Source organism: Tsukamurella paurometabola DSM 20162 (assembly GCF_000092225.1).
Classification (GTDB): Bacteria; Actinomycetota; Actinomycetes; order Mycobacteriales; family Mycobacteriaceae; genus Tsukamurella; species Tsukamurella paurometabola.
In genome coordinates this window covers 4,311,907-4,327,176 of the sequence record NC_014158.1, presented here as the reverse complement: position 1 = coordinate 4,327,176, position 15,270 = coordinate 4,311,907, and the positions used below count along the sequence as shown (strand labels likewise).

At 68.4% G+C, this 15,270-nt stretch carries 11 protein-coding genes; 5 read left to right on the top strand and 6 right to left on the bottom strand.

Translation table 11 applies throughout. The features are described 5' to 3' along the window. Positions 1-27: 27 nt before the first annotated feature. Entirely contained in the window at positions 28-936 is a 909-nt protein-coding gene (locus tag TPAU_RS20985; RefSeq protein WP_013128756.1) for an LLM class flavin-dependent oxidoreductase, read from the bottom strand. Positions 937-1,061: 125 nt separating this feature from the next. On the opposite strand from TPAU_RS20985, the gene TPAU_RS20980 reads away from it, so the two are divergent. Continuing rightward, the gene (locus TPAU_RS20980; protein WP_013128755.1) at positions 1,062-3,065 is read left to right on the top strand and encodes an OPT family oligopeptide transporter; all 2,004 of its coding nucleotides are present in this window, start codon (positions 1,062-1,064) and stop codon (positions 3,063-3,065) included. Between the two features lie 108 nt (positions 3,066-3,173). Here the strand turns inward: TPAU_RS20980 and TPAU_RS20975 are convergent, their stop codons facing one another. The 3 genes from TPAU_RS20975 to TPAU_RS20965 all read right to left on the bottom strand — a co-directional run bounded on the left by TPAU_RS20975 (position 3,174) and on the right by TPAU_RS20965 (position 5,754). Then, on the bottom strand, positions 3,174-3,923 hold the full coding sequence (locus TPAU_RS20975) for a hypothetical protein (RefSeq protein WP_013128754.1): 750 nt from the start codon (positions 3,921-3,923) through the stop codon (positions 3,174-3,176). A 141-nt stretch (positions 3,924-4,064) separates the two neighbouring features. Further along, on the bottom strand, positions 4,065-5,177 hold the full coding sequence (locus TPAU_RS20970; RefSeq protein WP_013128753.1) for an inositol-3-phosphate synthase: 1,113 nt from the start codon (positions 5,175-5,177) through the stop codon (positions 4,065-4,067). Then, positions 5,155-5,754, bottom strand: a complete 600-nt coding sequence (locus TPAU_RS20965; protein ID WP_013128752.1) for a PadR family transcriptional regulator — start codon at positions 5,752-5,754, stop codon at positions 5,155-5,157. The genes TPAU_RS20970 and TPAU_RS20965 overlap by 23 nt, the downstream gene beginning before the upstream one ends. Positions 5,755-5,956: 202 nt before the next feature. Here TPAU_RS20965 and TPAU_RS20960 point away from each other — a divergent pair, with 202 nt between their 5' ends. From TPAU_RS20960 to TPAU_RS23275, 4 genes are all read left to right on the top strand, one after another. Further along, the gene (locus TPAU_RS20960; protein WP_013128751.1) at positions 5,957-6,355 is read left to right on the top strand and encodes a DUF5318 domain-containing protein; all 399 of its coding nucleotides are present in this window, start codon (positions 5,957-5,959) and stop codon (positions 6,353-6,355) included. 55 nt (positions 6,356-6,410) lie between these two features. Beyond that, positions 6,411-9,263, top strand: coding sequence for a transglycosylase domain-containing protein (locus TPAU_RS20955; RefSeq protein WP_013128750.1), 2,853 nt, complete (start codon positions 6,411-6,413; stop codon positions 9,261-9,263). Further along, positions 9,260-10,918, top strand: a complete 1,659-nt coding sequence (locus TPAU_RS20950) for a glycosyltransferase family 87 protein (RefSeq protein WP_013128749.1) — start codon at positions 9,260-9,262, stop codon at positions 10,916-10,918. Before TPAU_RS20955 ends, TPAU_RS20950 begins: the two co-directional genes overlap by 4 nt. 1,340 nt (positions 10,919-12,258) lie before the next feature. Continuing rightward, on the top strand, positions 12,259-12,807 hold the full coding sequence (locus tag TPAU_RS23275) for a hypothetical protein (protein WP_160160281.1): 549 nt from the start codon (positions 12,259-12,261) through the stop codon (positions 12,805-12,807). A gap of 23 nt (positions 12,808-12,830) precedes the next feature. Here the strand turns inward: TPAU_RS23275 and TPAU_RS20940 are convergent, their stop codons facing one another. Together TPAU_RS20940 and TPAU_RS20935 are read right to left on the bottom strand one after the other, a co-directional pair. Then, the gene (locus tag TPAU_RS20940; RefSeq protein WP_013128746.1) at positions 12,831-13,682 is read right to left on the bottom strand and encodes an oxygenase MpaB family protein; all 852 of its coding nucleotides are present in this window, start codon (positions 13,680-13,682) and stop codon (positions 12,831-12,833) included. Next, on the bottom strand, positions 13,679-15,169 hold the full coding sequence (locus TPAU_RS20935; RefSeq protein ID WP_013128745.1) for an aldehyde dehydrogenase family protein: 1,491 nt from the start codon (positions 15,167-15,169) through the stop codon (positions 13,679-13,681). Before TPAU_RS20935 ends, TPAU_RS20940 begins: the two co-directional genes overlap by 4 nt. Positions 15,170-15,270 lie beyond the last annotated feature (101 nt).

Genomic DNA, 15,270 nt, shown 5'->3' with positions numbered 1-15,270 from the left:
GAGGTGCCGTTTCGATGAAGAAAATTGTCAAAAGGTTCGGCTGGCCAAGCGCTTTCGCCTGGTGAGATGGCGAGAAGCGAAGGCGTCGAGGGCGTCTTCGGTACCGAGGTAGGGGTCCTCGGGGCGGGGCCAGTGCACGATCACGTCGGTGAAGCCCAGCTCCGTCGCGCGGCCGACCGCATCGTCGGCGGCATCCGGTGAGCTCAGGCTGTACGTCCCGCTGAAGTCGATCGCCAGGTGCCGTTCGACACCTCGCGGATCACGCCCGGCGCCGGTGAGCGCATCGTCGAGCCGACTGCTGAGCTCCGCGACCCGGGTCCACCACGCGTCGCCCTCGGCACCGTCGGGCCCGGTTGTCACCCAGCCCTGCCCGAGCTCCGCCACCAGGCGCAGCCCCTTCGGCCCGTTGGTCGCGAGGACGAAAGGCATCCGCGGGCGCTGCGCCGGATCGCCGACCATCCGGGCGTCGACCGCCCGGAAGAACTCACCGTCGAAACTGATGCCGCCGGGCTCGCACTCGTACCGCAGCAACGCGTCCAGTCCACGGGTGAACTCGACGAACCGGTCGTGCCGGCGACGTGGGGTGAGTTCGTCCTGGCCCAGGACGTACGAGTCGAAACCCGTTCCACCGGAGCCGATACCGAGCACCAGGCGCCCGCCGGAGATCTCGTCGACAGTTCCCAGATCCTTGGCGAAGGGCACCGGGTGCCGGAAGTTCGGCGAGGTGACGAAGGTGCCCAGCCGGATGCTGTCGGTGACGAGTGCGGCGGCGGTGAGCGTGGGAATCGTCGCGCCCCAGGGTTGATCCGCCAGCGAACGCCACGACAGATGGTCGTAGGTCCACGCATGATCGAAGCCCAATTCCTCGGCCTTGCGCCACCGCCGGCGAGCCTCAGGCCAGGGGAATTGAGGCAGGATGACCACTCCGAAACGCATGCATCCACCCTACGACTCGATACCTCGCCGCACGAGCTACCCCGTTTGCGGCATACGATCGCGGCCTTGGTCCTAGGGTTTTCTCGTCGGTCGACCCGACCACTCACCGCTGATAAGGGGTACACATGTCCAGTCCGGCTTCCGCCGCGCCGCGATCCGGCGTACACGAGCTGACAGTCCGCGGCATCGCTCTCGGTGCCGTCATCACGCTCGTCTTCACCGCCGCCAACGCCTACCTGGGGCTGAAGGTGGGCCTGACCTTCGCCACATCGATTCCGGCGGCGGTCATCTCGATGGCATTGCTGCGCTACTTCGCGAACCACTCGATCATCGAGAACAACATCGTGCAGACGATCGCGTCGGCCGCGGGAACGCTTTCGGCCATCGTGTTCATCCTGCCGGGCCTGGTGATGATCGGCTGGTGGCAGGGCTTCCCGTACTGGACCACCACCCTGGTCTGCCTCGTCGGCGGCGTGCTCGGCGTCATGTACTCGATCCCGCTGCGGCGAGCCCTGGTGACCGGGTCCGACCTCCCGTTCCCCGAAGGCGTGGCCGCCGCCGAGGTGCTCAAGGTGGGCGATACCGCCGAGGGAGCCCAGGAGAACAAGACCGGCCTGCGCCTGATCCTGCTCGGCTCGCTCGCCTCCGCGGGCTACGCCCTGCTCGGCAAGATGAAGGTGGTCGCCGAGTCCATCTCGATCCCGGTGAAGATCGGTAGTGGTGGCACCATCGTGGTCCCCGGCCTGTCCTTCGCGCTGATCGGCGTGGGCCACCTCGTGGGCGTCACCGTGGGCATCGCGATGATCGTGGGCCTGGTCATCTCCTACTTCGTGCTCCTGCCCATCTGGACCTCCGGCGAGCTCGGCGGCGGCGAGGCCTTCTCGGACGTCGTCAACGGCATCTTCAAGAACGACATCCGGCTGATCGGCGCCGGCGCCATCGCGGTGGCCGCCGTGTGGACCCTGGTGAAGATCCTCGGGCCGGTGCTGCGCGGCGTCGCCGAGTCGATCGCCTCGGCGCGCAAACGGCGCGACGGCGAACTCGTCGACATCACCGAGCGCGATATCCCGTTCCCCTACGTGGCCGGGATCGTCCTGGTCTCCATGGTCCCGATCGGCGTGCTGCTGTGGCTGTTCACCACCGACACCCCACTCGACGGCAAAGCCGGCGGCATCATCACACTCAGCGTGCTGTTCGTGCTCGTCCTGGGCTTGCTGGTCGCCTCGGTGTGCGGCTACATGGCCGGTCTGATCGGCGCCTCCAACAGCCCCATCTCGGGCGTCGGCATCCTTGTGGTGCTCGCCGCGGCGCTGCTCATCCGCGCGGTCTACGGCCCGTCGAGCGGTGACGAGACCATCGCGCTCGTCGCGTACACGCTGTTCACTGGCGCCATCGTGTTCGGCATCGCCACCATCTCCAACGACAACCTGCAGGACCTCAAGACCGGCCAGTTGGTGGGCGCCACCCCGTGGAAGCAGCAGGTGGCCCTCGTGATCGGTGTGGCCTTCGGTTCGGCGATCATCCCGCCGGTGCTCGGAGTGCTGCAGAAGGGCTTCGGCTTCGCGGGCGCCCCGGGCGCGGGTGACAATGCGCTCGCCGCCCCGCAGGCCTCGCTGCTCGCGAAGCTCTCCGAGGGTGTTTTCGGCGGCGACCTCGACTGGGGACTCATCGGCCTCGGCGCCCTGATCGGCGTTGTGGTCATCGTGATCGACGAGACGCTCGCCCGCTCCGGCAAGTTCCGGCTGCCCCCGCTCGCGGTGGGCATGGGGATGTACCTGCCGATGAGCGTGACCTTGATGATCCCGATCGGCGCCGCGATCGGGTACTACTACAACCGCTGGGCCGACCGCTCCGACAACGCCGAGGGCCGCAAGCGGCTCGGCACGCTCATGGCGACCGGTCTCATCGTGGGTGAGTCGCTGTTCGGCGTGCTCTACGCTGGCATCGTCGTGCTGGCGGACCGCGTTCCCGATCTGCCGATCATCGGTGGCAAGGAAGAGCCGCTGGCGCTGCCCTTCATCGGCGAGGGCTACCTGCACTGGGGCGAGGCGCTCGGCGCGATCCTGTTCGCCGCCATCGTCTACGCGCTGTACACCCGGACGAAGAAGGTCGCCGCCGCCGAGGCCTGATCGCTCTCCCGCCCTGACGCAGACTCCCGCTCCCGGAGATCCGGGAGCGGGAGTCTGTTTCGGAGCGAGAGGGATCCGACGGTGCGCGACCGTGGGTATCCCGGGCGGCTAGAAGTCGAAGCCCCCGAAGTCGCCGCCTCCGAAGTCACCGCCACCGAAGTCACCGAAACCGCCACCGGCGTCGCCACCGAAGTCACCGCCGCCGCCGTCGAACCCACCGTCCATGCCGGCACCGTCGGCCATGACGGCCGGGCCGACCCCGGCCATACCGGCGAACATCGAGCTGAACAGCAGGTAGCTGCCCACACCCCAGGCGCCGGCCACGAGCGCGGGTTTCCACCACGGTTCGCTGTACCAGCCCTCGGGTACGGGCCGCCCGGCGACGACGCCGCCGGGGTAGTAGTTCGGGGTGCGATCGGACGGGCCGGGGGAGGCGGCGAGCTCACGCCCCTCGACCTCGACGGTGCGGTCCTCGGTGACCGCGCCGGCGGCGCGCTGGCCCTCGAGTTCGGGGATCGGGGGCCCCGGATCGAGATCCATCGCCACCCGGGCGGCACGGGTGTAATACAGCCCTTCCAGCGCGGTCTGCTTGGCCAGCCGGGCCTGCGCGGAGGTGGTGGCCTGAGCGATCTGCGAGCCGGCGGCGTTGTACCGCTCACCGGCGTCGGCGAGCGCCTGCTGGGCGGCCTCATTGGAGCCGACCAGGTTGTTCACCTGCCCGGACAGCCGTTCGATGGTGGCGCGGGCGTCGGCCTGCGCATCGGCGAGTTCCTCCGCCTTGCGGGTGCGGCCGCGCGCCACGCTCACACCGGCGAACGCGACGGCGGCGATCACGACGAGAACGAGCACGATTTCCATGCCATCGACGCTACCGATGACGAATGCCGCGCGGCTTACAGCAATCTGAAGAATCGGACCTTTCGCCCCGAGCGAAAATCCGGCGGAAAAACGAGCGGCCCGCCACCGCGGTGCGGTGGCGGGCCGGATCACCGGGACGGACTAGTCCGCGCCGATGATGAACTCCTCGAGCTGTTTGCGCGCGACATCGTCGGCGATCTGCTCCGGCGGGGACTTCATCAGGTACGCCGAGGCGGGGATCACGGGGCCGCCGATGCCGCGGTCCTTGGCGATCTTCGCGGCGCGCACGGCGTCGATGATGATGCCGGCCGAGTTGGGCGAGTCCCAGACCTCGAGCTTGTACTCCAGGTTCAGCGGTACGTCGCCGAAGGCGCGGCCCTCGAGGCGCACGTACGCCCACTTGCGGTCATCGAGCCACTCGACGTAGTCCGACGGGCCGATGTGCACGTTGCGGTCCTGGACCTTGCCCGAGAGCGGTCCGGTCAGGTTCGAGGTGACCGCCTGCGTCTTGGAGACCTTCTTCGACTCCAGGCGCTCACGCTCGAGCATGTTCTTGAAGTCCATGTTGCCGCCCACGTTGAGCTGGTAGGTGCGATCGAGCACCACGCCGCGGTCCTCGAACAGCTTCGCCATCATGCGGTGGGTGATGGTGGCGCCCACCTGGCTCTTGATGTCGTCGCCCACGATCGGGACACCGGCATCGCGGAACTTCGCAGCCCAGACCGGGTCGGAGGCGATGAACACGGGCAGCGCGTTGACGAAGGCCACGCCCGCGTCGATGGCGCACTGCGCGTAGAACTTATCGGCCTCCTCGGAGCCCACGGGCAGGTAGGACACGAGAACGTCGACCTCGTTGTCCTTGAGCGCCTGCACGATGTCGACGCCCTCACCCGGCGCCTCCTCGATGGTCAGGCGGTAGTACTTGCCCAGGCCGTCGAGCGTGTGGCCGCGCTCGACGGTGACGCCGGTGGGCGGTACGTCGGCGATCTTGATGGTGTTGTTCTCGGACGCGTTGATGGCGTCGGCGAGGTCGAAGCCGACCTTCTTACCGTCCACGTCGAACGCGGCGACGAACTCGACGTCGCGCACGTGGTACGGGCCGAACTTCACGTGCATGAGGCCCGGGACCTCGGCATCGTCGGCCACGTCCTTGTAGTAGTGCACGCCCTGCACGAGCGACGAGGCACAGTTGCCCACGCCGACGATCGCAACGCGCACCTTGGTGGAATTGTCAGTCACCGTTCTTCCCTTCATTCGGTGTCAGTGATGTCGGCGCCGGGAGCGGAGCGGGCCGATCATGTTGGTCGGAGCGAGATTCGGCGGCGATCAACTCGTTGAGCCACCGCACCTCGCGCTCCGTCGTCTCCAGTCCCAACTCGTGCAACTGCCGCGTGTACGTCTCGCTGGTGCCCCCGGCCGCGAGGGCCCGACGGAGCTCCTCCCGCCGCTCCTCGACCTGCCGGCGGCGACCCTCGAGGATGCGCAGCCGGGCCTGGGCGGGAGTGGCGGTGAAGAAGGCGAGATGCACGCCGAACCCGTCGTCCGTGTAGTTCTGCGGACCGGTGTCGGCGACCAGGGCGGAGAACCGCTCGTGTCCCTTCGGAGTCAGCTGGTACACACGGCGCGCGCGGCGCTTGCGGGTGGTTGCAGCGGGGCCCGGCGCGGCTTCCTCGGCGATGTACCCGGCATCCTGCGCGCGGCGCAGAGCCGGGTACAGCGAACCGTAGGAGAACGCGCGAAACGGACCCAGCAGTTCCGTCAGTCGCTTGCGGATCTCGTAGCCGTGCATGGGTGAGTCGTGCAGCAGGCCGAGAACTGCGAGTTCGAGCACGTGCCGCCTCCCATCGATGCGCGACGCCGAGCCGCGAGCGGCTGACGCGAGTGGATCTATCTCTTCAATGCGATCGGCAGTTGTATCGCGCCGATATATAGGACGATACCCGAGGGCCCTTCGGGCGTTGCGATCACAGGGGCGCGACGGGCGGTATGCCCTTGTCGAGGCGTATCCCAGCCGGGCCACGTACATTGGATCCGTGCGAACGCAGAGGCAAACGGTGGACTACGCGCTGCAGCGGCGATCGCTGCTGGCGTCGGTCAACGCCGGTCGCACGGCGGTGAAGTCGGTGTGCGACGCCGACCCGTACCTCTTGCGTGCGGCCAAGTTCCACGGTCGCCCCTCCGAGGTGCTGTGCCCCATCTGCCGCAAGGAACAGTTGACGCTGGTCTCCTGGGTGTTCGGCGAATCGCTGGGCCCGGCCTCGGGGTCGGCGCGAAGCGACGCCGAACTCGGTGAGCTCGAATCCACCCGGCCGGAGTTCTCGGTCCACGTGGTGGAGGTGTGCCGGTCGTGCAACTGGAATCATCTGGTGGAGTCGTACGTGGCCGGGTTGCCCCCGCGCCCCAAGCGCAAACGGCGCGCGGCGCCCGGATGACGGCACGCGGCAGGAATCGGACTAGTACGACGAAAGACGGAGCGGAGAGCAAGCGGTGACGAACCCGGGCGGAAACGACGAGCGGAACGGGGCGGTCGGGCGACCGCCGCGCCCCGAGGGCGACGCCCCCGGGCCCGCCGGGCAGAACCGCCCGCCGCAGGGCCCCGCGTCGCCGAACGGCCCGCAGGGACCGCAGCGTCCCCAGAACCAGAGCCCGCAGAACCAGGGACCACGGAACCCGGCGCCGGGCCAGCAGACGCCCAGCCCGCAGGCGGCGCCCACGGCGCAGTTCCCGGTCGTACCGCCGCAGCCGCCGGCAGGCGGCGCTCCCGCGCAGCCACCGGCAGCTGAGCAGCCCACTGTGTCGAACCCTGTTTCGGAGGCGGCGAAGCAGCCGCCGCCCAAGCCGGTTCCGATGAGTGGTGGCTCCGGCGCCGCCAAGTCCGCGTATCAGCCGCTGTCCGGTCGCCCCGTGGACGAGCACGAGCTCGCCGCCGAGGCCGATCGCGGCGGATCGTCGCGCCCCGAGCCCGAGGACGCGCCTGCCGAGGAGGCCCCCGTCGTCTCCCGCACCACTGCCGAACCGGCCGTCCCGGCCGCCGGCGGCGGCTCGGGCGGTGATGGTGACGGCCCGGACGGACCCGATGGACCCGATGGTCCGGATGGGCCCGACGGTGGCGGTGAGGAGGAACCCGAGCGGAAGGGACTGCGCGGACTCGTGGGTGGATCGACATTGCGCAAGGTGGTCACTGTCGGTGTGACCGCGATCGCCGCGATTCTCGTGGTGGCCGTCGTGGCCTTCGGTATCGGCTATTGGCGCGCCGATGTGCCCCAGCCCGGTGAGATCCAGACCAACCAGGTCGCCACCATCGTGATGAAGGACGGCAACACGCCGATCGCGCGGGTGATCCCGCCGGAGGGCAACCGCACCATCATCCCGGCCGAAGACATTCCGCCGGTCATGAAGAACGCGATCATGGCCATCGAGGACCGGGACTTCATGACCAACCCCGGGTTCTCGCTCAAGGGCTTCGCGCGCGCGGTCTGGCTGCGCGTCCCCGGCGTCGCCGACGACGGCCAGGATGCCGGCGGCGGTTCCACGATCACGCAGCAGTACGTGAAGAACGCGGTGGTCGGCGATGAGTCGTCGCTGATGCGTAAGTGGAAAGAACTGATCATCTCGACCAAGATGTCGCGCAGCTGGTCCAAGGACGACATCATGGCCGCCTACCTCAACACGATCTACTTCGGTCGCGGTGCGTACGGCTTGCAGGCCGCCTCGCGCACCTTCTTCAACGTCGATGCCAAGGATCTCAAGGTCGACCAGGCCGCACTGCTCGCGGCGATGGTCCGGGCACCGTCGATGTACGACCCCGCGACCAACATGGAGAACGCCCAGGGTCGGTGGAACCAGGTGCTCGACGGCATGGTGGAGATGAAGAACCTGGCGCCGGCCGAGCGGCAGGCGGTGAAGTTCCCGCGTGTGCAGCAGATCTCCAAGAATCAAGGCGGTGACGAACTGTCGGCGGGCCCCAACGGCCTGATCCGCACCCAGGTGCTCCAGGAGCTCAAGGACGCCGGCATCGATGAGGCCACGCTCAACACCCAGGGCCTGAAGATCACCACCACGATCGATCCCGAGGCGCAGGCCGCGGCGCTCAAGGCGGCCCGGAACATGATCGAGAACCAGCCGAAGGATCTGCGGACGGCGATCGTCTCCGTCGACCCGAAGACCGGCGGTGTCCTGGCCTACTACGGCGGCGAGGACGGCAACGGATACGACCGTGTCCAGGCCGGTCTGCAGACCGGTTCGTCGTTCAAGGTGTTCGCGCTGGTCGCCGCGCTGGAGCAGGGCATCCCGCTGTCGCGGGTGTACTCCTCGGCGCCGCTGAAGACCACCGGCGTCACGGTGACCAACTCCGAGGGCGAGTCCTGCGGCTCGTGCAACCTGGCCACGGCCATGAAGATGTCGCTGAACACGGTGTACTACCGGCTGATGATGGATCTGCGGAACCAGGCCCAGGACGTGGCCGACGCCGCGCACAAGGCCGGGATCGCGGAGAGCTTCGGCTCGATCAGCAAGACCCTGCAGCAGGCCGATGGCAGCGGGGTCGAGGGCGGCGTCGTCCTCGGCCAGTACCAGAGCCGCCCGATCGATATGGCCTCCGCCTACGCCACGCTGGCCGCGGAGGGCATCTACCGCAAGCCGCACCTGATCTCGAAGGTGACCACCGCCGACGGCCGCACGCTGTTGGACCGGCAGAGCGATCCGGGCGAGCGTCGGATGAGCAAGGACGTCGCGAACAACACCACCTCGGCGCTGCAGCCGATCGCGGCCTATTCCAACGGGAACGCGCTGGCAGGAGGCCGCGCCTCGGCAGCCAAGACCGGTACCGCGCAGTACCAGGACACCGGCCTGAACAAGGACGGTTGGATGGTGGGCTACACCCCGTCGATCTCGACCGCGGTGTGGGTCGGCAACGATGCTGGCGGTCCGATCAAGAACTCGTGGGGCGGCAGCATCTACGGGTCCGGCGTCCCGGCCACGGTGTGGAAGCAGACCATGGACGGCGCCCTTTCCGGCACCGATTACGAGACCTTCCCGACGCCGGGTGCCATCGGCGGCCAGGCGGGTGTACCGGTGGAGACCCGCCGCACCAGTACGGGATCCGCCTCGGCATCGGCGTCCGCGTCGGCCGACCCGAGCGGTGCGGAGACCTCGCGCACGGTCCCGGGCCTGCCCGGCGTGCCGATGCCCACCTTCCCGTGGGACCCGACCACGACCCCGCAGACCGGCTACCCTCCGTACCCCGGCCAGACCACCCCGCGCCGGCCCGTTCCCGGCCAGGGTGGCGGTAACAACCCCGGCCAGACGGTGCCGCCGAGGGTTCCGAACCCGGTGCCGTGACGGCGGGTTCCGCACCCGAGGAGGATGACCGCCTTCATGTGAGCCCGGGTCGATTCGACCCGGCCACGGTGGCGGAGCCCGATCGCGACATTCCGAGCCACACCGATCCGGTCGCGCGGGACTTCGCGGCGGCGCTCGGCGGCCCGGTCGGCGCACACGCGCTGATCGGGTTCCAGCGGTTCTTCACGCCGCTGCGGCTGATCCTGCTGGTCGCGGTGCTCTTTCTCGCGCTGGGCTGGACCACCAAGGCGGGCTGTCTGCAACAGAAGAACGACGGCGGCTCCCTGGTGCTGGACTGGTCGGCGAACCGCCCGTACACGGCGATGTGCTACTCGGACACCGTGCCGCTGTACTCGGCCGAGCGTCTCGACGAGGGCCTCATGCCCTACAAGACTCAGTTCTTCGACACCGATCCCCTGGGCCAGCCGCAGGAGCGGTATATGGAGTACCCGGTGCTCACCGGGATGTACCAGTACGTGTCGATGCGGATCGCGAAGTTGTGGACGTACCTGCACGAGGAGTGGGGTGTTCCGGCTGCGATCGAGGTGGTGCTGTTCTTCACCGTTGCGGCCGTGGGTCTCGCACTGTTCTGGCTGATCGCGGTGTGGGCCACCACGCTGTTATCCGGGGCCGGTCGCCGGCCCTGGGACGCCATGCTGGTGGCCGCCTCGCCACTGGTGATCGTGCATGCCTTCACCAACTTCGACGCGATCGCCGTCGCCGCCACTGCGGTCGCCCTGCTTCTCTGGGCGCGTAACCGGCCGGCCTGGGCGGGCGTGGTCATCGGTCTGGGCGCCGCAGCCAAGTTGTATCCGGCGTTCCTGCTGGTGGTGCTGCTGTTGCTGTGCCTGCGCGCAGGCCTGCTTCGCTCCTGGGCGACCGCCGCAGCCTCGGCCGCGGCCGCCTGGCTCGCGGTGAATCTTCCGGTGCTCGCGTTGTGGCCCCAGGGCTGGTGGGAGTTCTTCCACCGCAACTCGATCCGCGCGGTCGATATGGATTCGATCTACGCCGTGATCAGTTCCTTCACCGGTGGCTGGGTATTCGGCGGTCAGGGCCCCCGAGGCGGTGCCTCGACGCTGGCCAACATGATCACGCTGGGGTTGTTCGTGCTGGTGATCGCGGGCGTGGCCTACTTGGCGCTGAAGGCTCCGCGTCGGCCCCGCGTGGCCCAGCTTGCGTTTCTCCTGGTGGCCGGATTCCTTCTGGTGAACAAGGTGTGGAGTCCGCAGTACTCGCTGTGGCTGGTGCCATTGGCGGTGCTGGCGCTGCCGCACACCCGGATCCTGTTGGCGTGGATGACGATCGATGCGCTGGTGTGGGTGCCGAGGATGATGTACTTCCTCGGTGTCTCGAACAAGGGTCTGCCCGAGCAGGCCTTCACCTTCACCGTGCTGCTGCGCGATATCGCCGTGATCGGTCTGTGTGCGTTGGTGATTCGGCAGATCTACAAACCCGACGAAGATCTGGTGCGGTCCACGTTCCCCGGCCCGTTCTCACCGCCGCTCGACGATCCCGCAGGCGGACCGCTCGACGGTGCGCCCGATGTTCCGCTGTCGGAATCGCTGCGCAGTCGCAGCGGACGGCCGGGCAGGTACCAGAGGAAGAACAGCAGCATCGCCGCGCGGCCCCAGACGCCGATCCAGACGCCCCACTGAACCCACCAGGTGATCGGTTGGTTCGCTGCGTGCTCGGAGAAGTACGTCCATACGGTGAGTTCGAGGCTCAGATCGAACACCAGGTAGGCGGCGATCGCGCGCCAGTCCACCGTGAGCAGCACGAAGAAGGGCAGCAGCCACAGCACGTACTGCGGTGAGTGCACCTTGTGGAACAGCATGAACGCGGCCAGGATCGCGCCGCTGATCCCGAGCCACGGGTACACGCCGGTGCGCCGGTAGTGCGACCAGCCCACGAGCAGGAGCGCCACGATCGCGCCCAGGATCAGCAGCGGCGAGGCGCCGGAGACGAAGGCGTCGTAGTCGCCGGGGTCGCCGAAGATCTCGCGCACCCCCCAGTACCAGACCGAGTTCGTGGACAGGTCCGCCGTGCGCAGCTCCTGGAACTTCAGCGACGCCCGCCAGCCCTCGTCCCCGAACACGATGAACGGCACGTTGATCGCAACGGCGACGACGACCGCGGTGGCGGCTGTGGCGGCGGCGCCCGCCCAGTCGAGCAGGCGCCAGTTCACGCGGGTCCCGCGCCCGGGACCGTCGGGCAGTGCGACGGTCCCGCCGCGACCGTGGGTGAGTACGTACAGAACCAGGGGCGCGACGAACAGCCCCGGGTAGATCTTCAGGTCGAAGCCCACAGCGAAGATCGCCGCTGCCGTCATGGCGGGCAGGCGCACGGAGCCGCCGGCGCGGTCCGCCCATGCCATCACGCCGAAGGCGGCCGTCGCGGCGGCGACCACCGGCAGTTCCATGTTGTGGAAGGCGTACAGGGCCAGTGGCGGGGTGATCGCCCAGATCGCCGCGGTGCGCCCCGAGACCTTCGCCAGAATCCATCCGGTGAGCAGTCCGAACGGGGCGAGCAGGACCGCCATGTGCAGCAGGAACTCGGCGTCGTTGGTGGCGCCGATCGCGCCGAGCCAGAACAGCAGGCCGCTGAGGACGGGGTATTCGATCGCTCCGCCCTGGAGCTTGCCGTCGCCGTCGATCCAGCCGTTCAGGTACGGGAAGACGTGGTTGTTCACATCGCGCCCCGACCACAGGTACTGCAGATCCGAGTAGCAGATCCTGGTGGGAGTGTCGGCGAAGCCCATCGATCGCCCGAGGTCGTCGAACGGGGCACCGGTGCACTGGGCCTTGATCTGGTATCCGATGACCAGGGCGAGCGCGGTGAGGCCGAGGACGGTCCACGCGACCCGGTCGAAGCGGATCGGGGGACGAGGCATGGCCTCCACCTTATCGCCCGCGATCGGGTGTTAACGATCGACGGTGCGCGGACGATCTCAGGTCGATGCACGTCGTGCGGAACGTGCCGGCTGAAGGGGCCACCGATGGACCGAACGACAGGACCCGTGAGCGCGATGGTGCTCGCCGGAGTGACGCTCGCGCTGGCGGCGTGCGGGGACGGCGACGGTGCCGCGCCGTCCGCGACGGCCACTGCGACGACGGTCACCGTGACCGCGGCACCGTCGGCATCCGCCGGTGCGGCCACGAACGCTCCCGAATCGGGGCCGACCCGCGCGGCGGAGTCGCCGCCCACGGCACTGCCGGGCGGACCGGGAGCGGCTAGCCGCGTGCTCACCCAATCAGGGAAGACCACGTGCAATGTGCGCGCCGAGCTCGTGGAATGCCAGTCGACGGAGTTCGGTAAGACCTATCGGGCGGAGACCGGGGAACCGGCCACCGGCTTCGTCTACCGCGGCAGCGAGATCCGCTGGTACTACGGCAACATGGCGGTCACGGCACCGGCCACGACGATGCGGTACGGAAGCACGTACACGGCCTACGGGTGGACGATCCGAGCCGATGCCGAGAAGACCGTGTTCACCCGCGACGGGCACGGCGTCAGTGTGGACGTCGCGAACACCACGTCCTTCTAACGCCTGAGCGCACCCGGGTGCGCTCAGGCGAAGGTGCCGAGCGTGGCCGGGTCGATCGCGGAACGGCGTCCGGTGTACTCGGGATAGGAACGAGCGTCGGTGGTCTGGAACGCCGAGACGGTGCGTTGCGGCAGGGTTCCGGCGAACCGTCCGCGTAGTCGCAGTGCTGCGCGCAGCAGCGGTCCCAGGCCGCGCCGCGGAGCGGGGAAGCCGAAGGCCTCCGTCATCCGGCCGTCGATCAGCGCCTCCACCGCGGTGGCCACCAGAGCCCTCGGTGCCGGATACCAGGACGCGAGCAGATCCACCGTGTACCTACCGATCTCGGCGTTGGTATCGGTGTAGACGAAGGTGCGCCGCTCGTAGTCCTGTTTGAATCGCAGCAGCTCGTGGAAGTCCTCCGGGATATCGCGGATGCCCATTCGCTTGCCCACTTCGCGGTAGAACTCGAAGGCCGCGATCTTCTCGTGCGGGTGCAGCGGCCGGTAGCCGTAGGCGTCGATCCAGTCCAGCGGGTCGTAGATGAACGTGGTGAGCACGTACATCAGGTCGTCGTTGCTGATGTCGTAGCGATGGTGCATCTGGTTCACCCGGCGCAGTGCGGCCTTCCCGCGCGGCGAGTCGTAGCCGTATTCGATGAGCTCCGCCATCAGCATCGCTGTGTCGTCGTAGCGCTTCTGCGGCCGGTCGCGGAACTCACCGGTCTTCGATAGCAGCGCACTGATCGTCGGGACGCAGTAGGTGCGGAACAGTGCGAACTCCAACGCGCGCACGTAATCCCAGGGGAACTCGTACATCGCGGTGATCCGGTGGATCTCCTGGTGATCGCGAACCGGGTCGAGGGCGCCGATCCGGTCGAGGTGGCTGCGCCGGGTCACCGCGAGTAGACCTTGCTGAGCATCATCCGCACGGTCTTCATATCGCGCGCCTTGCGATTGAAGGTGAGCAGGTTCATCGGCAGCGCGAACTTCTGCGCCGCAACGGACTGCGGGCGACTGAACTCGCGCAGGCCGTCGGCGCCGTGGATGCGGCCGAAGCCGGAGTCGCCGATGCCGCCGAAAGGCAGTGCGGGTACCGAGGCGAAGGAGAGGAAGGAATTGACGGCCACCGCACCGGTGCGCAGCTTGCGCGCCAGCTCTCGGCCCCTGTTCAGGTCCTTGGTCATGATCGCGGCGGACAGTCCGTAGGTGCTGTTGTTGGCGCGGTCGATCGCCTCGTCGATGTCCTTGACGCGGTTCACCACCACGGTGGGCCCGAAGGTCTCCTCGGTGACGGCCGTGGAGTCCTCCGGCACGTCGACCAGGACGACCGGCTGGACGGTGTTCTCGCCCACGGATTCCCGGCCGCCGACGATGGCGCGGCCGCCGCGGTTGAGGGCGTCATCGATGTGGCTGGCGATCACCGTGAGTTGCTTGTGCATGGTGGCCGGGCCGTAGTCGGCGGAATCCTCGGACCCTCCGTGGATCTCACGAGATTTCGCGGCGAGTTTGTCGACGAATTCGTCGTACTTGTCGCCGACCACGTAGACGCGCTCGACGCCGGCGCAGGTCTGGCCGGCGTTGCCGAAGGCGCCGAAGACCGCGGCATCGACCGCGCTATCGATGTTCGCATCGGAGTCCACGATGAAGGCGTCCTTGCCGCCGCCCTCGATGGCGACGGGGGTGAGGTTCTCCGCGCAGGTGGCCATGACCCGGCGGGCGGTCGCGGCAGAACCGGTGAACGCCAGCTTGTCCACGGCGGAGCGGCACAGCGCGGCGCCGGTCTCGCCGGCGCCGTGGATGGCCTGCAGCACGGGCTGGCCGGGGCAGGCGGCGGCCCAGGTATCGGCCAGGAACTGGCCCACGGCGGGGGTCAGTTCGCTGGGCTTGAAGACGATGGCGTTACCGGCGGCGAGGGCATACGAGATCGACCCCATCGGGGTGTAGACGGGATAATTCCACGGGCCGATCACCCCGACCACACCGAACGGGCGGTACTCGACGGTGGCGGCGAGGTTCGCGCCCAGCATGCCGGTGCCGACGCTGCGCCGGCCCAGCACCTTCTCGGCGTTCTTGGCGGCCCAATCGAGGTGCACCACCGCGAGCATCACCTCGAGGAGCGCGTCGTCGACGGGCTTGCCGGTCTCGGCGGCGACCACCGCGGCGAGGTCCTCAGCGCGACGCGAGAGCTCGGCGCGGAAGCGGAGCAGCCAACTGCGGCGGGCTTTCGGCTCCAGGCCGCCCCACCACTGCGCAGCGGTGTGCGCGGTGGCGACGGCGGCGTCCACCGCTGCGGCATCGGCGATGGCGAAGCGGGCCACCTCGGCGCCGGTACGGGGGTTGGTGGAGATGAGCTCTCCGGTCGAGGTCTCGGGAGCTGCGGTCATGATCGTCCTCCACGGAAGTTAGTTCCTGTTCTCCCGCATGGTAGCGCGGCCCACGCAGGGGGGAGCAGAATTGAGGAAGTCAGAAAAGTTAGAGAGTGTTC